This window comes from Pseudoxanthomonas mexicana, from assembly GCF_046736355.1.
Classification (GTDB): Bacteria; Pseudomonadota; Gammaproteobacteria; order Xanthomonadales; family Xanthomonadaceae; genus Pseudoxanthomonas_A; species Pseudoxanthomonas_A mexicana_B.
The window spans coordinates 1,547,572-1,564,162 of record NZ_CP157201.1 but is presented as its reverse complement, the minus strand read 5'-3'; the positions used below and the strand labels follow the sequence as shown (position 1 = coordinate 1,564,162).

General features: G+C 69.1%; 14 protein-coding genes and 1 pseudogene. 8 read left to right on the top strand and 7 right to left on the bottom strand.

The features are described 5' to 3' along the window. Nucleotides 1–7: 7 nt before the first annotated feature. The 3 genes from AAG688_RS07175 to AAG688_RS07165 form a co-directional block, all read right to left on the bottom strand. On the bottom strand, nucleotides 8–1,822 hold the full coding sequence (locus AAG688_RS07175) for a DUF4105 domain-containing protein (RefSeq protein WP_411834650.1): 1,815 nt from the start codon (nucleotides 1,820–1,822) through the stop codon (nucleotides 8–10). Next, nucleotides 1,819–2,118 carry a DUF2388 domain-containing protein gene (locus tag AAG688_RS07170; protein ID WP_411834649.1) on the bottom strand — a complete coding sequence of 100 codons (300 nt, stop codon included), beginning with the start codon at nucleotides 2,116–2,118 and terminating at the stop codon, nucleotides 1,819–1,821. Before AAG688_RS07170 ends, AAG688_RS07175 begins: the two co-directional genes overlap by 4 nt. A gap of 84 nt (nucleotides 2,119–2,202) precedes the next feature. Beyond that, nucleotides 2,203–3,594: an FAD-binding oxidoreductase gene (locus AAG688_RS07165; RefSeq protein WP_411834648.1), complete on the bottom strand. Its 1,392-nt coding sequence runs from the start codon at nucleotides 3,592–3,594 to the stop codon at nucleotides 2,203–2,205. A gap of 204 nt (nucleotides 3,595–3,798) precedes the next feature. Here AAG688_RS07165 and serA point away from each other — a divergent pair, with 204 nt between their 5' ends. Continuing rightward, complete coding sequence (serA, locus tag AAG688_RS07160) at nucleotides 3,799–5,040, top strand: phosphoglycerate dehydrogenase (RefSeq protein ID WP_411834647.1); 1,242 nt, start codon at nucleotides 3,799–3,801, stop codon at nucleotides 5,038–5,040. A gap of 79 nt (nucleotides 5,041–5,119) precedes the next feature. On the opposite strand, the gene AAG688_RS07155 is transcribed toward serA, so the two are convergent. After that, nucleotides 5,120–5,680, bottom strand: coding sequence for an NUDIX hydrolase (locus AAG688_RS07155; protein WP_411834646.1), 561 nt, complete (start codon nucleotides 5,678–5,680; stop codon nucleotides 5,120–5,122). 173 nt (nucleotides 5,681–5,853) lie between these two features. On the opposite strand from AAG688_RS07155, the gene AAG688_RS07150 reads away from it, so the two are divergent. From AAG688_RS07150 to mtnC, 5 genes are all read left to right on the top strand, one after another. Next, nucleotides 5,854–7,344: an amino acid permease gene (locus tag AAG688_RS07150; RefSeq protein WP_411834645.1), complete on the top strand. Its 1,491-nt coding sequence runs from the start codon at nucleotides 5,854–5,856 to the stop codon at nucleotides 7,342–7,344. A 76-nt stretch (nucleotides 7,345–7,420) separates the two neighbouring features. Then, nucleotides 7,421–8,737 (top strand): amino acid permease, encoded by a 1,317-nt coding sequence (locus tag AAG688_RS07145; protein ID WP_411834644.1) that lies wholly within the window; start codon nucleotides 7,421–7,423, stop codon nucleotides 8,735–8,737. After that, complete coding sequence (locus tag AAG688_RS07140) at nucleotides 8,734–9,375, top strand: methylthioribulose 1-phosphate dehydratase (RefSeq protein WP_411834643.1); 642 nt, start codon at nucleotides 8,734–8,736, stop codon at nucleotides 9,373–9,375. Before AAG688_RS07145 ends, AAG688_RS07140 begins: the two co-directional genes overlap by 4 nt. Nucleotides 9,376–9,467: 92 nt before the next feature. Continuing rightward, on the top strand, nucleotides 9,468–10,025 hold the full coding sequence (locus AAG688_RS07135) for a 1,2-dihydroxy-3-keto-5-methylthiopentene dioxygenase (protein WP_411834642.1): 558 nt from the start codon (nucleotides 9,468–9,470) through the stop codon (nucleotides 10,023–10,025). Between the two features lie 313 nt (nucleotides 10,026–10,338). Beyond that, nucleotides 10,339–11,037, top strand: coding sequence for an acireductone synthase (gene mtnC, locus AAG688_RS07130; RefSeq protein WP_411834641.1), 699 nt, complete (start codon nucleotides 10,339–10,341; stop codon nucleotides 11,035–11,037). Between the two features lie 90 nt (nucleotides 11,038–11,127). Here the strand turns inward: mtnC and AAG688_RS07125 are convergent, their stop codons facing one another. After that, nucleotides 11,128–12,264: a fatty acid desaturase family protein gene (locus AAG688_RS07125; protein ID WP_411834958.1), complete on the bottom strand. Its 1,137-nt coding sequence runs from the start codon at nucleotides 12,262–12,264 to the stop codon at nucleotides 11,128–11,130. A gap of 14 nt (nucleotides 12,265–12,278) precedes the next feature. Beyond that, nucleotides 12,279–13,385 (bottom strand): ferredoxin reductase, encoded by a 1,107-nt coding sequence (locus tag AAG688_RS07120; protein ID WP_411834640.1) that lies wholly within the window; start codon nucleotides 13,383–13,385, stop codon nucleotides 12,279–12,281. 66 nt (nucleotides 13,386–13,451) lie between these two features. Between AAG688_RS07120 and fabR the strand changes: the two genes are divergently transcribed. Both fabR and AAG688_RS07110 read left to right on the top strand, forming a co-directional pair. Beyond that, the gene (gene fabR, locus AAG688_RS07115; protein WP_411834639.1) at nucleotides 13,452–14,189 is read left to right on the top strand and encodes an HTH-type transcriptional repressor FabR; all 738 of its coding nucleotides are present in this window, start codon (nucleotides 13,452–13,454) and stop codon (nucleotides 14,187–14,189) included. A gap of 370 nt (nucleotides 14,190–14,559) precedes the next feature. Further along, a complete protein-coding gene (locus tag AAG688_RS07110; protein WP_411834638.1) occupies nucleotides 14,560–14,943 on the top strand; it encodes a helix-turn-helix domain-containing protein in 384 nt (127 codons plus the stop codon). A 32-nt stretch (nucleotides 14,944–14,975) separates the two neighbouring features. Here the strand turns inward: AAG688_RS07110 and AAG688_RS07105 are convergent. Further along, a pseudogene (locus AAG688_RS07105) lies at nucleotides 14,976–16,304 on the bottom strand (acyl-CoA dehydrogenase family protein); the annotation flags it as partial. Nucleotides 16,305–16,591 lie beyond the last annotated feature (287 nt).

Below are 16,591 nucleotides of genomic sequence, written 5' to 3'. Positions count from 1 at the left end.
CGCAGCCTCATCGTTCCTGTTCCAGTTGGTGCAATTGGCGCAAACGTTCGCCCAGCGCGTCCAGATTGGCTTCGGTGGCTTCCAGCGCAAAACGGCGCGACGGCTCCAACCATCGACGGGCTTCCATTCGCAGCGAATGCGCCTGCTCGCGCCATTGCGCGGCGTGATGTTCGCCTTCGCGCTGCAGTCGCACCCTTTCGGCGGCCTGCGGCAGGCCATAGCCCTCCCCTTCCAGCAACTGCGCCGGACGGCTGAGCAGGCCGCCGAGTTGCAGGAACGCGCGCACTTCCTCGGCCACCTCGCGCGGCGCGCGCATCCCGCGCCCCAGCAGCCGGCGCTTCAGTTCGTCGCGCGCCTGCGCTTCCTGCCGGCGCAGCGCCGCCTGCTCCAGCAGCAGCAAGGCTGCCGCAGCGCGCAGGTCGGCGCGTTGCAGCACCGGCCGGCGCCGAGTCGGTTCCAGCGCCAGCCAGCCTTCGTCGTCCACCGGCGCCAGGCCCAGTCTTTCGCGTGCGACTTCGTACATCGCCTGGTAGTGCGCACTGGCGGCATCGAAGCGATAGCCCAGCCGCAGCGCGCGATCACCATCGTCCAGCACCGACGCATCGGCGATGCCCTTGCGCTGCAACCGGCGCAGCAGGCCGGTCGGGGTGATGCTGGAAAGTCGTTCTCCCGCCAGTCTCGGCGCACCGGCGCGCAGCAGCTTCCAGGTCTCCACCGCGCAGTTGTTGGAAAGGAAGTAATAGCGCCCGTCGTAGCTCCAGTGCAGTTGCGCGGCGCGCTCGAGCAGACCGGCGATCTCCCCGCGCTCCAGCCGCAGCGGCAGCGAGCGCAGACCGCGCAGTTCGACCTGGGTGTATTCGTCGACGACCTGTTCCAGCGGCAGCACGAACAGCCGCGACGGGTACGAGCCGGTCAGGCCGCGCCAGTTCGACACCTGCACGTCGTCGACGAAGGCGCGGAACGACAGCACGCGGTGGTGCTGCAGATCCAGCCGGCAATCCGGCCCGCGCGGCCGGCCCGGCGCGCAGATCACCAGCCGCAGCATCGAATGGCCCCAGCGGCTCATCGGCTGGCGCTGGTGCGGTTCGGCGAGCAGGTAGTCGACCTCGTGGACCCGCTCGGGATCGATGCGCAGCAGCGCCTCGCCCGCCTCGGCGACGTCGCCTTGCAGGTAGACCATCCCCGGCGCGCAATCGGCGGACGTCGGCGGCGCCCAGCCGAAATGCGCGGCGAAATGGCGGTGCAGCGCGGGACGGCGGCAGGCGTACTCGGGGTCGAGCAGGAAATGCTCGAGATTGACCGCGACGAACTCCGCCGGCCGGGTCAGCTCGTACGCGTCCGGGCTGCGATCGCGGAAATCGTTGCGCCGCTCGCGCAGGCCCGCGCGCAGCGGGCGCGGCTGCCAGCCGGCCAGATCCAGCAGGCGCGGATCCCGCGACAGCCCGCCCTGCGGCGAACGATCGTGCACGTGGGCCAGTTCGTGCAGCAGCGCGGCCAGCGCCGCGCGTCGGGCCATCGCATCGGCCGGTCGCGACATCCAGTCATCGAGCAGGGACGAGGCCAGCGCAATCCTGCGGCCCTGCGCCCGGCCATGCACCTGCGCGGGCAGATCGCCGCGCCAGCGCAGCGTCAGTCCCGCCGGCAACGACGCCGCCCAGGCCGGCGGCAGGCGCTGCATCGCCTCGTCGATCAGCGCCTGGCTGGCCTGCGCCTGCGTTGCGCTCAGCCCTTCGCTCTCCAGCCGCGCGGCCTGCGCAGCCGGCGGAACGAGGCAGGCCGCCCACCACCACAGCGCCAGCCAGCGCCGGCGCACCGGATTCACTGCGCCAGGATCGCCCGCGCCAGGGCCATGTCGCTGCGGCGGCGCGCCGCCGGATCGCGCTCGCGCAGGTGGCGCAGCGCCGCCTCCAGGCGCGCGCCGCGGATGCGGCCGTCGCTGGCGACGAAGCTGGCCGCGTCGCTGCGCGCGTGCCGCACGATCTTGTCGTCGCCGGAAGTGCTGCCGGAAGAAGCCGAGGTGCCGGCCGAGGAAGCGCCCGCCGAGGTGCCGGCGAAACTGCCGGCGAAAGCGGCGGAGGACATCGCCAGCAACAGGCCGGCCGTCAGGATTCTGGTCATGGTTCGACTCGGGGATGCGGAAAGAAGCCGCCTGCGCGGCGGCGCAAAGACTAACCGCAAACGCGCGGGCCGGGCTGAATCAGGTCACAGCAGGTCGAACAGCTTGCCCGGGTTCATGATCCCGTCCGGATCCAGCACGCCGCGGATGCCGCGCATCACCGCGATCTCCGCGGCGCTGCGGGTGCTTTCCAGGTAGCCCTTCTTGACCAGGCCGATGCCGTGCTCGGCCGAGATGCTGCCCTCGTGGCGCGCCAGCGACTGCGCCAGCAACCGGGTCACGTCCTCGCACTGGCGCACGAAAACGGCATCGTCCAGGCCCTCGGGCTTGAGCACGTTGATGTGCAGGTTGCCGTCGCCGATGTGGCCGAACCAGACCACGTCGAAATCCGGATAGGCCCGTCCCAGCAGGGCCTGGGTCTCCTCCAGGAAGGCCGGCATCCGCGACACCCGCACCGACACGTCGTTCTTGTACGGCTTGTGGCGCGCCAGCGCCTCGGTGATGCCCTCGCGCAACCGCCACAGCTGCGCCGCCTGCGCATCGCTCTGGCTGATCACGCCGTCGCCGACCCAGCCCTGCTCCAGGCAGTGCTCGAACGCGGCCATCGCCGCCGCCTCGCGCGCCTCGTCGCCGATGGCGAACTCGGTCACCACGTAATACGGATGCATTTCCGCGAACGGCGGCTGCGCGCCGTGCGCCAGCACGTGGTGCAGCGCGCGGCCGGTGAAGAACTCGAACGCCTCCAGTTGCAGCCGCTCGCGGAACGCGGCGAACACCTTCATCAGCACGTCGAACGACGGCAGCGCCAGCAGCATGACGTTGCTCGGCGGCGGCGGGTCGGTCAGCCGCACGGTCGCCTCGACCACGATGCCGAGCGTGCCTTCCGAGCCGACGAACAACTGGCGCAGGTCGTAGCCGCTGGAGTTCTTGATGAGGCCACGGTTGAGGTGCAGCACCTCGCCGGCGCCGGTGACCACCTTCAGGCCGGCGATCCATTCGCGCGTGTTGCCGTAGCGGATCACGCGGATGCCGCCGGCGTTGGTGGCGATGTTGCCGCCGATGGTGCACGAACCGCGCGCGGCGAAGTCCACCGGATACTGCAACCCGTGCTCGCGCGCGGCGTTGTGCAGCGCCTCCAGCGGCATGCCGGCCTGCACGGTCAGCGTGCGATCGATCGGATCGAACTCCAGCGCGCGGTTCATCCGCTCCAGGCTGACGACGATTTCGCCGGCGGCGGCGACCGCGCCGCCGGACAGGCCGGTGCGTCCGCCCGACGGCACCAGGGCGATGCCTTGCGCGCGCGCCCAGCGCACCACCGCCTGCACTTCCTCCACGTCGCCGGGCAGCGCGATCGCCAGCGGCGCCGGCGTCCAGCGGCGCGTCCAGTCGCGGCCGTAGTGTTCGAGATCGGCGGGATCGGTCTTCAGGCGCAGCGCGGGCGCGGCGTGCCGCAGGGCGTCCAGGCGCGGATCGGTCATGGGAGAAGGAAGGGCGGTGGGGCGGTCAGGGTGCCAGCGATGATCGCCTGCGTCCAGTTGCCGCCAGTGGCGCGGGATTGGTCTGGCGGTTGCGGCTGAAACCGTTGCGCCGCAAGGATTCTGCGTTGATGCGGCGATGCAGCACGCGGGCCCTGCATCTGGCATAGTGAACGCCCTTTCCCCCATCGCCGCGCGCCACGCCACATGTCGGACAAGAGAACCTCCTTTCCCAGGCACGACATCCGCGTCCTGCTGCTCGAAGGCGTCAGCCAGACCGCGGTGGAGACCTTCCAGGCCGCCGGCTACACGCAGATCGAGTACCACACCAAGTCGCTGCCCGAGGACGAGCTGAAGGCACGCATCGCCGAGGCGCACATCGTCGGCCTGCGCTCGCGCACCCATCTCACCGCCGACGTGCTGGCGCAGGCGCGCCGGCTGATCGCGGTCGGCTGCTTCTGCATCGGCACCAACCAGGTCGACCTGGACGCCGCCGAGCTGGCCGGCATCCCGGTGTTCAACGCGCCCTATTCCAACACCCGCAGCGTCGCCGAGCTGGTGCTCGCGCAGGCCATCATGCTGATGCGCGGCATCCCGCAGAAGAACGCCGAATGCCATCGCGGCGGCTGGTCCAAGTCGGCCGCCGGCAGCCACGAGGCGCGCGGCAAGACGCTGGGCATCATCGGCTACGGCCACATCGGCACCCAGGTCGGCGTGCTGGCCGAGGCGATCGGCATGAACGTGCTGTTCCACGACATCGAGACCAAGCTGTCGCTGGGCAACGCGCGCGCCGCCGCCGGCCTGGACGATCTGCTGGAACGCAGCGACGTGGTCACCCTGCACGTGCCGGAGACGGCCGCCACCCAAGGCATGTTCGGCGCGGCGCAGATCGCGGCGATGAAGCCGGGCGCGCACCTGATCAACGCCTCGCGCGGCACCGTGGTCGACCTCGACGCGCTGGCCGCGGCGCTGCGCGAGGGCCGCCTCGGCGGCGCGGCGGTGGACGTGTTCCCGGTCGAGCCCAAGGGCAACGCGGATCCGTTCGAGTCGCCGCTGCGCGGCCTGGACAACGTGATCCTGACCCCGCACGTCGGCGGCAGCACGCTGGAGGCGCAGGACAACATCGGCATCGAGGTGGCGGCCAAGCTGGTGCGCTACAGCGACAACGGCAGCACGCTGTCGTCGGTCAACTTCCCCGAGGTCACCCTGCCCGGCCACGACGGCAGCACCCGCATCCTGCACATCCACCGCAACGTGCCGGGCGTGCTGTCGCAGGTCAACGACGTGTTCCGCGATCGCGGCATCAACATCGACGGCCAGTTCCTGCGCACCGACGCCCAGGTCGGCTACGCGGTCATCGACGTCACCGCCAGCGAGCTGCAGGCGGCCGAACTGCGCGAGGCGCTGGCGGGGATTCCGGGGACGTTGCGGACGAGGGTGCTTTACTAGCAGGGGCTAGGGGCTAGGGGCTAGGGAAAAGCGTATCGCTTTTGCTCGTCATCCCCGCGCAGGCGGGGATCCAGCGACGTCATCCGCCTTCTCGCGTACACCGCAGCCACTTGCCCGCCATCCTCCGCATCGACTCGTCCGCCCCCGGATCGTCGAGCAACCCCGCGATGTCGCGCCAGGCCAGAGCCAGCGACTCGGCGCCGACCACGAAGGCCTCGTCCGCGCCGGCGCGCACCACGTAGCGCACGTCGTAGTGCCAGTGTCCGGGCACGTCGCCGCGTTCCGGTATCCAGTGCCGGTCCAGGTCGAAGATGGCGTCCGCGTCCACCCGCAGGTCCGGCAATCCGGATTCCTCGCGCGCCTCGGTCAGCGCCACCTGCGCCATGTCTTGCTGGCCGTCGGCGTGGCCGCCCAGTTGCAGCCAGCGGCCGAGCTTGCGGTGATGGGTCAGCAGCACGCACGCGCCGTCGCCGCCGACCAGCCAGGCGCTGCCGGTGAAATGCCCGGCCAGGCGCTCGCGCAGGAAGGGATCCGCTTCGTCGTCGAGCAGGGCCAGGAACGCGTCGGCCACGGCCGACTCGGCGGGCCAGCGACGGCGATAGGCTTGCAGTTGCTGTTGCAGTTCGGGGGCGTACGGCATGGTGCATGCGGTGGTGGTGGCGAAGCGCATTGTCGCCCAATGCTGCACCTGCGCTTGTGCTCCTTCCCGGACCTTGGCTATGTTAGGGACTTCGTTCGGTTTTTCGACCGAACCACTTTCGGCTGCAGCGGCCCGTATCCGCCATGCCATTCATCACCAAGGGGAATCCGCGGATGCTCAATGCTCTGTTCAGGGTCAAGCCGGTCGAGCCGGCCGGACACATCGATGCCGGCGAGCCGTTCGAGGGCAGTCTGGAAGGCGAGGCGACCCTCAAACGCACCCTGACCGCCAGGCACCTGATCCTGCTGGGCATCGGCGCGGTGATCGGCGCCGGCATCTTCGTGCTGACCGGCCAGGCGGCGGCCAACCACGCCGGCCCGGCGATCATGCTCAGCTTCATCCTGGCCGGCACCGCCTGCGCCTTCGCCGGCCTGTGCTATGCCGAGTTCTCCGCGATGATGCCGGTGTCGGGCAGCGCGTACTCGTATTCGTACGCGACGCTGGGCGAATGGGTGGCCTGGTTCATCGGCTGGTGCCTGGTGCTGGAATACCTGTTCGCCTCGTCGACGGTCGCGGTCGGCTGGTCGGGCTACCTGGTGAGCTTCCTGACCACGACCCTGGGCCTGCCCTTCCCGGCCGAACTGGCGACCGCGCCGATCACCTGGGCCAATGGCGAGTTCGTCAGGACCGCCGGCGTGATCAACCTGCCGGCGGTGCTGATCGTCGCCGCGGTCAGCGGCCTGTGCTACGTCGGCATCACCCAGTCGGCCTTCGTCAACGCGATCATCGTGGCGATCAAGGTTACGGTGATCGCCGCGTTCCTGGGCTTCGGCTTCCAGTACGTGGATCCGGCCAACTGGACGCCGTTCATCCCCGAGAACACCGGCCCGGGCCAGTTCGGCATGGACGGCGTGTTCCGCGCGGCCACCATCGTGTTCTTCGCCTACATCGGCTTCGACGCGGTCTCCACCGCCGCCGGCGAGGCCAAGAACCCGCAGCGCGACATGCCGATTGGCATCCTCGGCTCGCTGGTGGTCTGCACGATCATCTACATCGCCGTCTGCGCGGTGCTGACCGGCATGACCCACTATTCGCTGCTCGACACCGCCAAGCCGGTCGCCACCGCGCTGGAAGAGGTGATGAAGGCCGATCCCGGCGCGAGCATCGGCTGGCTCAAGACCGCCGTCGAAATCGGCGCGATCGCCGGCCTGTCCTCGGTGATCCTGGTGATGCTGATGGCGCAGCCGCGCATCTTCTATTCGATGTCGCGCGACGGCCTGCTGCCCAAGCTGTTCGGCAAGGTCCACCGCAAGTTCCACACCCCCTACGTCGGCACCCTCATCGTCGGCGTGGTCGCCTGCCTGCTCGCCGGCTTCATGCCGCTGAGCGTGCTCGGCGAACTGGTCTCGATGGGCACGCTGATCGCCTTCGCGACGGTCTGCCTCGGCGTGCTCGTGCTGCGCTTCACCCGCCCGGACCTCAACCGTCCCTTCCGCGTGCCGCTGTTCTGGGTGATCTGCCCGCTGGGCGTACTGGCCTGCCTGTTCCTCTTCCTGCAGTCGTTCATGGAGCACTGGCTGATCTTCGTGCTGTGGACCGTGCTGGGCCAGCTGATCTACTTCGGCTACGGCATCCGCAAGAGCAAGCTGAACCGCGCGTCCTGATGCGCGAGGCGACGGCCGGCTGCAAGCCGGCCGTTTCCTTTCTGCCTTCGCCCAACCACCGCACTCCGGGTGATCCATGACTGACGCCCCCCGCAAGATTGGCCCGGTCCTGGCGACTTTCGTGGTCGCCAACAACATGATCGGCTCCGGTTTCTTCCTGCTGCCGGCCACGCTGGCCAAGTCCGGCGGCGTCACCGCGCTGAGCTGGCTGCTGGCCACGCTGCTGGCGGTGCTGCTGGGCAGCACGTTCGCGCGGTTGGCGCGCGACTATCCCCGCCTGGAGTCGCCCGACGACTACGTGCGGCCGTCGCTGGGGCGCGACATGGGCTTCCTGACCACCACGCTGTACTGGATCTCGTCGTGGATCGGCAACAACGCGATCGCGGTGGCGGCCTTCGGCTACCTGGTCATCCTGCTGCCGGTGGGCGACGGCCAGTTGACCCGCGTGCTCGGCCAGCTCGCGCTGATCTGGCTGATGTTCGCGCTGAACCTGCTCGGGCCGCGCGCGATCGCGCGCTTCCAGTCGCTGTGCGTGGTGCTGGGCCTGCTGCCGGTGGCGGTGATCCTGATCTGGGGCTGGGGCAGCTTCGACCCGGTGCTGTACAGGGACGCCTGGAACGTTTCCGGCCGCTCCGACGCGGCCGTGGTGTTCGGTTCGCTGGCGCCGATCTTCTGGGCCTTCATCGGCCTGGAGACCGGCGCGATGGTCGCCGGCGTGGTGCGCGATCCCGGGCGCAACGTGCCGCTGGCCACGCTGGGCGGCATCGTCATCGCCGGGCTGGTCTACCTGGTGTCGTCGGTGCTGATGATGGGCATCGTGCCGGTCGGCGATCTCGCCGCTTCCAGCGCGCCGTTCGCGCTGGTCGCCGGGCAGATGTTCGGGATGTGGGCGGTGCCGATCATCGCCGCCGCCGCCGCGCTCAAGGCCACCGGCACGCTGGGCGGCTGGATGATGGTGACCGGCGAGTCCGGTGCGCGCGCGGCGCAGCGTGGCTACCTGCCGGCGATCTTCGGCCGCCTGCGCGGCAACGGCTCGGCCGGCTGGGGCCTGCTGATCGTGGCGGTCTCGATGACCCTGCTGGCGGTGCTGACGCTGTCGCCGACGGTGTCGGGGCAGTTCGAGACATTGATCGAAATGGTGGTGACGCTGGTGGTGATGGCCTACGTGACCGCCGGGCTGAGCCTGATGCTCGGCGCGCCGGGCCGGCCTGTTCGCCAGCGATCGCGCCATCGGCATGGGCGCGCTGATCGCCTGCGGGCTGCTGGTGTATTCGACCCCGGTCAAGACCCTGATCGGCGGCGTGGTGCTCGCGCTGCTGGCGCTGGCGGCCTACCGCGGGTTCTCGCGGCAACGCACGGCCGAGGGTGGCAGGCGCTAGACTTGCACGCATGAATGCCCTGCCCTACGACGCCGAACGCCTGCGCACGCAGGCACGGCTGCTGATCGACAACATCACCGAATTGGCCCGGCTGGGCTGGACGCCGGCGACCAGCAGCAACTTCTCGCTGCGCCTCGACCAGCGCCACGCCGCCATCACCGTGTCCGGCCGCGACAAGGGCCGGCTGGTCGAGGACGACATCATGGTGGTGGATTTCGAGGGCCAGCCGGTGGCCACCACGCACCGCCCCTCCGCCGAGACGCTGCTGCACACCCAGCTGTACCGCCGCTACCCCGAGATCGGCTGCGTGCTGCATACCCACTCGCCGGTGCAGACCATCGCCTCGCGGCTGTTCGCCGGCGCCGGCCACGTGCGGCTGGAAGGCTACGAGCTGCTCAAGGCCTTCCACGGCAACAGCACGCATGAGATGGCCATCGACGTGCCGGTCTTCGCCAACACCCAGGACATGAACGTGCTGGCCGCACAGGTCGACGCGCTGCTGGATCACCAGTGCATGTGGGGCTATCTCATCGACGGCCACGGCCTGTACGCCTGGGGCCGCGACATGGCCGAGGCGCGCCGGCACCTGGAAGCCTTCGAGTTCCTGCTGAACTGCGAACTGGAACTGCGCAAGCTCGGCTGCCGGCGCTGACAACCGCCGGTATTGGCGTACTGCCGTTCGGTAACGGGCGGTTGCCATCGCATTTGCTACGATCCTGGCCCCCTCCAGCCGGATCCGCCGCCATGAGCCGCCTGCGCATCTTCTCCGAGAGCGACCCGAGCACGCCGGAGTTCGCCAGCTACGACCCCGACTTCATCGCCACCGAGTTGCAGAAGATCGGCGTCACCTTCGAGCGCTGGCAGGCCAGCAAGCCGATCCAGCCCGGCGCATCGCCGGAAGAGGTGATCGACGCCTACCGCGCCGACATCGACCGGCTGGTGGCCGAGCGCGGCTTCAGGAGCGTGGACGTGGTCAGCATCAGCCCCGACCATCCGCAGCGCGAGGCGATGCGCGCCAAGTTCCTCGACGAGCACTACCACAAGGAGGACGAGGTGCGCTTCTTCGTCGCCGGCTCGGGCCTGTTCACCCTGCACGTCGGCGACAGGATCTACGAGGTCGAATGCGTGAAGGACGACCTGATCGGCGTGCCCGACGGCGCGCTGCACTGGTTCGACATGGGTCCGGAACCGAACTTCGTCGCCATCCGCTTCTTCACCGAGCCGGATGGCTGGGTCGGCCATTTCACCGGTACCCGCATCGCCGGCGAATTCCCGCGCTACGACGGACCGACGCAGTCGTGAGCCGGGGTTCGGGGTTCGGGATGACCGGACGTTCGTCCGTTAAAAACCGGGATTCGGGAAAAGCGTATCGCCTTTGTTCGTCCTCCCAGCGCAAGCTAGGATCCATCTTGATTTTGACTTTGCCTGTCTAAAGCCAAAGCCACAGCAACGGCAAAATGGATGACCAGCCATGACCAGCCGTTCGGCTGTTGTGAAGCGCTTCGGCTGTTGAAAAGCAGTTCCAGCTTGCGCTGGGATGACGCCTCCGGGGGACACTGGCTGTTGCGAATCCCCAATCCCCAATCCCCAATCCCCAATCTCCTATCCCAACCCCATGCTCCTCACCCTGCTGACCGATATCGAAGGCACCACCAGCAGCATCTCCTTCGTCAAGGACGTGCTGTTCCCGTATGCGCGCCGCGCCCTGCCCGGCTTCGTGCGCGCGCACCGCGACGACCCGGAGGTGCGGCGCTGGCTGGACGTGGTCGCGACCGAGCACGGCAGCATCTGCGACGACGAGGTCATCGTCGAGACCCTGCAGGGCTGGATCGACCAGGACCGCAAGCACACCGCGCTGAAGGCGCTGCAGGGCATGATCTGGCAGGCCGGCTACCGCGAAGCCGACTTCACCGCGCACATCTACCCCGACGCCGCGCAGGCGCTGCGTCTGTGGCACGCGCAGGGATACCCGCTGCACGTGTACTCGTCCGGCTCGGTGCCGGCGCAGAAGCTGTTCTTCGGCCACAGCGACGCAGGCGACCTGACCCCGCTGTTCTCCGGCTGGTACGACACCGAGGTCGGCGGCAAGCGCGAGGCGGGCAGCTACCACGCCATCGCCGCGCGCATCGGCCAGCCGGCGGAGGAGATCGTGTTCCTGTCGGACGTGGTCGAGGAACTCGACGCCGCCCGCGAAGCCGGCATGCAGACCTGGCTGGTGGATCGCCGGCAGGACTACCCGCAACCCCGCCACGGCGAGCAGACGCACGGCCATCGCCGGGTGGAGAGCTTCGCCGACATCGTCCTGCCCGGCTGAACCGCGGGCGCGAAGCCCCTCAGGCACCCGTCCACGAAAAAGCGGGGGCCATGCCCCCGCTTCTCGATGCCGCGTTGCGGCGCGATGGATTCAGCGCGCGCCTTCCGGCTGCGGCTCGGGCTGCGGCAGCGTCGGCAGCCTGACCCGCACGCGGCTGGGGAAGGCATGGCGCAGGATGCGCCAGGCCACCTGGCCGAACTGCGTGGGCAGCGTGCCGGTGTTGTAGTGCTGGCCGTAGCGCGCGCAGATCTCGCGCACCTGCACCGCCATCTCGGCATAGCGGTTGGCCGGCAGGTCCGGATAGAAGTGGTGCTCGATCTGGTGGCTCAGGTTGCCCGACAGCACGTTCATCAGGAAGCCGCCGCGGATGTTCGACGAACCGCGCAGCTGGCGCAGGTACCAGTGGCCGCGCGATTCGTTCCTGACGCACTCCTTCGGGAAGGTCTCGGCGTTGGCGGTGAAATGCCCGCAGAAGATGATGACGTAGGTCCACACGTTGCGCAGGCCGTTGGCGACCAGGTTGCCCAGCAGCACCGGCAGAAAGAACGGGCCGGCCAGCGCCGGGAACAGCACGTAGTCCTTCAGCAGCTGGCGGCCGATCTTGCGCCCGACCGGGGCGAACTCGCGGCGCATCTGCGCGGTGCTCATCTTGCCGCTCCACCAGCGGCCCAGCTTGACGTTCTGGATCGCCACGCCCCACTGGAAGTACAGCGCGAAGAACACCGCGATGAACGGTTGCAGCAGGTAGAACGGCCGCCACTTCTGCTCGGGGAAGATGCGCAGCAGCCCGTAGCCGATGTCGTCGTCCAGCCCGCGCACGTTGGTGTAGGTGTGGTGGCGGAAGTTGTGGGTGTGGCGCCAGTTCTCGCTGGTGGCCACGATGTCCCATTCGTAGCTCTTGCCGTTGAGGTGGGGATCGCCCATCCAGTCGTACTGGCCGTGGATGACGTTGTGGCCCAGTTCCATGTTCTCCAGGATCTTGGACAGCGCCAGCAGCAGCGTGCCGAGGATCCACGCCGGCCACAGCAGCATCGGCACGAACGCACCGACGAACAGCAGCGCGCGCCCGGCCACGCCGGTGTAGCGCACCGCCTTGACGATGCGGCGGATGTAGCGCGCATCGCGCTCGCCCAGTGAGGCCGCGGTGCGGGCGCGCAGTTGGTCCAGTTCCTCGCCGAAGCGCCGTAGCTCGTCGGCGTCCAGCGCGCGGTTGCGGGAAGGCGTCATCGCTTTCTTGGCCATCACAGATCCAGCACCAGGTCGGTGGCGGCGCTGCTGATGCACAGCTTCAGCGCCGGGGAGGGTTCGTTGTCGAGATCGCCGCCGGGCAGGTGGCGGGTGGCGCCGGCGGACTTGCCGCAGGCGCAGGTGTTGCAGATGCCCATGCGGCAGCCGTAGGCGGGCCTGAGCCCCTGCGCCTCCAGTGCGGCGAGCAAGGGTTGGCCGCGCGGCACTTCCAGCGTGCGGCCGCTGCGCGCCAGTCGCACCTGCACGCTGCCGGTCTCTTCCATCGTCGCCGCAGGCAGGGTGAAGGCCTCGGCCTGGAACGAGACGGCGCGCTCGCCCAGCAGTTCGCGCGCGGTGGCGACGAAGCCGCCCGGACCGCAGGCCAGCACCCGGCAGTCGGCGGGCCGACCGACCAGGCGCTCGATCACCGCCGCGTCGATGCGGCCGGCCGGCGCGCCGCCGCCGGGCAGCGGCTGGCGGGTGGTCAGCGCGTGGAAACGGAAACGCGGCTGCCGGCGCGCCAGCGCCTCCAGTTCGCCGGCGAAGCACAGTTCGCCGTGGGCACGCGCCCAGTACAGCAGGGTCAGTTCGACCGGCATGTCGTCGACGGCCAACCGGCGGATCAGCGCCATCAGCGGGGTGATGCCGCTGCCGGCGGCCAGCATCAGCCAGCGTCCCTGCGGCGCGGCCGGCAGCGTCATCCCGCCGAACGCCGGGCCGATCTCGAACACCTCGCCGACCCGCGCCTGCCGGCACAGGTACTGGCTGACCCTGCCACCCTCGATCGCCTTGACGGTGATTTCGATGCAGCCATCGCGGCGCGGCAGGCCGCTGAGGCTGTAGCTGCGGTGGGTCCGGCGGCCGGCGATCTCAACACCCAAGGTGACGTGCTGGCCGGGAAGGAACCCGCGCCAGTGGCGGTTGGGCCGCAGTACCAGCGTCACCGCGTCGTCCGACTCGCGCCGGCGCCCGACCAGCCGCGCCAGCGGCCGCTCCCAGCTCCACAGCCGGTTGAGGCTGCCGGCCCAGAAATCGAACACGTGCGGCGTCACCAGCGGCCGCGCCAGGCGCCGCAATGGGTGCGGGCGGGAGGGAGCAAGCGGAGGGACGGCGGCATTCATGCCCGGCACTATACAGGCGCAGATACAGATGTGTATACGACTGTATATTAAATATCTGGGGCTATGATGGCCGGGACGCCTCCAAAGAGCCGCCCCTTGGCCAGTTCTCCCGACATCGACATCACCGTGGAAGACCACGCCCCCGGGCGCAAGGCCTCCATCGCGCGCGAGGACATCATCGCCGCCGCGCTCAAGCTGGTCGGCCCGCACCGCAGCGTCTCGACCCTGAGCCTGCGCGAGGTCGCGCGCGAGGCCGGCATCGCGCCGAACAGCTTCTACCGCCACTTCCGCGACATGGACGAACTGGCGGTGGCGCTGATCGACCTGGCCGGCCGCTCGCTGCGCCGGATCATCGGCGAGGCCCGCCAGCGCGCGGCCACGCCCGAGCGCAGCGTGGTCCGCACCTCGGTGGAGACCTTCATGGAGCAGCTGCGCGCCGACGACAAGCTGCTGCACGTGCTGCTGTGCGAGGGCGCGGTCGGATCGGACGCGTTCAAGCACGCGGTCGAGCGCGAGCTGGACTTCTTCGAGGAGGAACTGCGCATCGACCTGATCCGGCTGGCCGCCGCCGACGGCGCCACCCTGCACGAGCCGGCGCTGGTGTCCAAGGCGATCACCCGGCTGGTGTTCGCGATGGGCGCCACCGCGATGGACATGCCGCCGGAGAAGGACGGGGAACTGGTCGAGCAGATGTCGCAGATGATCCGGATGATCATGACCGGCGCGCGCGTGCTGAGCCGCAATGCGGCCGCGCAATCGGCGCGCAAGCCGCAGCCGCCGCGTACAGGCCGCCAGGCCCGGTAGCGATAGCGGGTCGAACCGGGTCCCGGAGAAGTCGCGCCGCGCCTGCGCTGGTCGGGATGGCAAGCGGCAATGTCCGGCGAACGTCGGGGGCGCATCCTTGCGCCCGCTGAATCATGGGTCCGTCTTCAGCTGACCGGCGCTAATGTGGCCAAACGGCACGGCAGTTGCAATGGCGCGGGATCGCCGCAGGCCGTCACCATCGCTGGCAGCGCCCGCCCCCCGGAATGTCCCGGGACTGTCCCGGGTGGACATGCCAGCAATAGTGTACAAGTTGATGCCAATATCACTGGCATAGGTGCCAATGATTGAAATCGCCTCCGGCATCCGACTAGCCTTTGCGTGCTGACGGAGGCGAGAGGAAGACGTGAGGATGAAACTGGGGATGCGGATCCGCGTGGCGCGGCATCATGCGCGGCTTTCACAGGCCGAACTCGCGGCCAGGGTGGGCGTCGGCCGCAGCGCGGTCGCCAACTGGGAATGCGACGACGGCGTGCATCCGGTGGCGGTGAGGCTGGAGCGCATCGCCCTGACCACCAGCGTCTCCTACGAATGGCTGGCGACCGGCCGCGGCCGCATGAGCTACCAGGCCGGCCCCGAGGACATCCCCGCCGTGCAGGGCGAAGTCGTCGACGATGCCGAGGAGCGCCGCCTGCTGAAGGCGTTCAGGGCCTGCTCGCCCAAGCATCGCGCCCTGCTGCTGGAAATGGCCGAACTGCATGTCGGCCGCGCACGGGTGCGCAGGCGGGTGGATTGAACCGGCGGCAAGGGTTCGTCGTCCGCGGCTGATCAGCCCGGCAGCGCGCGTTCCACCAGCATGGCCTGCGCCGGATCCTCCGGCAGCGTGCCCAGCGCCATCGCATGCTCGCCGCCCAGCCGGCTGCGCACGAACAGCGACGCGGCCGGGCTGCCGGCGCGCAGCAGCAGCGCGGCCTGCAGCAGCAGCGCCAACCGCTCGACCAGCCGGCGCGCGCCCGCTTCGCCGGCCTGCCGCAGTTGCTCCGGCAATGCGGCGACGGCGGCGTCCAGCGCCGCATCGGCGCCGCGCGCGTCCTGCAGCTCGCGCAGCAGCGCCTGCACGCTCGCCGGTTCGCGCGACAGCACGCGCAGCACGTCCAGGCACTGGATGTTGCCGCTGCCTTCCCAGATGGAATTGAGCGGCGCCTGCCGGTACAGCCGCGGCAGCATCGATTCCTCGACGTAGCCGGCGCCGCCCAGGCATTCCATCGCCTCGTTGACGAACACCGGCGCGCGCCGGCACAGCCAGTACTTGCCGATGGCGGTGGCGATGCGGGCGAACGCGGCCTCGCCCGGATCCGACGGCGCGGCATCGACCGCGCGCGCGGTGCGCAGGGCCAGCGCCAGCGCCGCTTCCGACTCGATCGCCAGGTCCGCCAGCACGTTGCGCATCAGCGGCTGCGCGACGAGCAGTTGCCCGAACGCGCGGCGATGGCGCGCATGGTGGATCGCCTGCGCCAGCGCCATGCGCATCTGCGCGGCCGCGCCGAGCATGCAGTCCAGCCGGGTCAGCATCACCATTTCGAGGATGGTGGCCACCCCGCGCCCCTCGTCGCCGATGCGCCGCGCCCACGCGCCGGTGAACTCGATCTCGGACGAGGCATTGGCCCAGTCGCCCAGCTTGTCCTTCAGCCGCATCAGCCGGAATGCGTTCTTGCTCCCGTCCGGCAGCCGGCGCGGCAGCAGGAAGCAGCTCAATCCGCCCGGCGCCTGCGCCAGCACCAGCCAGCCGTCGGACATCGGCGCGGAGAGGAACCACTTGTGGCCGACCAGCGAGTATTCGCCCTGCCCGGCCAGCGGCGCGGCGACGGTGGCGTTGCTGCGCACGTCCGAGCCGCCCTGACGCAGGTTACATGCACCCCCATGGACATTCCAAATTTCCCGCAATTTTTGGCGCTTTGACCAAGAAACACGAGTGTCCATGGTCCAGCCACAGAATCGCTTATCCAGCGGCATGGATTTGTCCATACCTCCACAAGACACCACAGCATTAGAAGTTGCCGTACGGCATCCCCAACCGCCATTGACCCGAGCACGACTTGTTCGTGTGCGAGCTGCGTGATGCTGGCATTGGGGCTCTTGCATATCTAAGCACCCTACTCTTTGCCAACGAAGTCTTGAAGTGGACAACGCGAACTTCCTGGCTTTTCATCTGCCTGACACGGTTATTTGTCTGGCGCAGCCACCTAACTGGCGAGTAGAAACTCAGCCATGCTATCCAATCGGCTCTTGATCCGCTTCCATTCCGGTGCGCTCTGGCTTCCCGCACATGCCCATCCAGTCTCAGCCACAAGAAGTGCTTTTGCGCGCAACGCCCCCTTTCCACTGAGCCAAGCGTTCTTGCCTCGGTTGGCAACCGGTAGACTGGACCACTAGTGTCCACAGGG

Bases quoted from the DNA above. Each gene is read 5' to 3' on its own strand.
- AAG688_RS07170 (WP_411834649.1), bottom strand. From the start codon at position 2,118: ATGACCAGAATCCTGACGGCCGGCCTGTTGCTGGCGATGTCCTCCGCC.
- AAG688_RS07165 (WP_411834648.1), bottom strand. From the start codon at position 3,594: ATGACCGATCCGCGCCTGGACGCCCTGCGGCACGCCGCGCCCGCGCTG.
- serA (WP_411834647.1), top strand. From the start codon at position 3,799: ATGTCGGACAAGAGAACCTCCTTTCCCAGGCACGACATCCGCGTCCTG.
- AAG688_RS07155 (WP_411834646.1), bottom strand. From the start codon at position 5,680: ATGCCGTACGCCCCCGAACTGCAACAGCAACTGCAAGCCTATCGCCGT.
- AAG688_RS07150 (WP_411834645.1), top strand. From the start codon at position 5,854: ATGCTCAATGCTCTGTTCAGGGTCAAGCCGGTCGAGCCGGCCGGACAC.
- AAG688_RS07145 (WP_411834644.1), top strand. From the start codon at position 7,421: ATGACTGACGCCCCCCGCAAGATTGGCCCGGTCCTGGCGACTTTCGTG.
- AAG688_RS07140 (WP_411834643.1), top strand. From the start codon at position 8,734: ATGAATGCCCTGCCCTACGACGCCGAACGCCTGCGCACGCAGGCACGG.
- AAG688_RS07135 (WP_411834642.1), top strand. From the start codon at position 9,468: ATGAGCCGCCTGCGCATCTTCTCCGAGAGCGACCCGAGCACGCCGGAG.
- mtnC (WP_411834641.1), top strand. From the start codon at position 10,339: ATGCTCCTCACCCTGCTGACCGATATCGAAGGCACCACCAGCAGCATC.
- AAG688_RS07125 (WP_411834958.1), bottom strand. From the start codon at position 12,264: ATGACGCCTTCCCGCAACCGCGCGCTGGACGCCGACGAGCTACGGCGC.
- AAG688_RS07120 (WP_411834640.1), bottom strand. From the start codon at position 13,385: ATGAATGCCGCCGTCCCTCCGCTTGCTCCCTCCCGCCCGCACCCATTG.
- fabR (WP_411834639.1), top strand. From the start codon at position 13,452: ATGGCCGGGACGCCTCCAAAGAGCCGCCCCTTGGCCAGTTCTCCCGAC.
- AAG688_RS07110 (WP_411834638.1), top strand. From the start codon at position 14,560: ATGAAACTGGGGATGCGGATCCGCGTGGCGCGGCATCATGCGCGGCTT.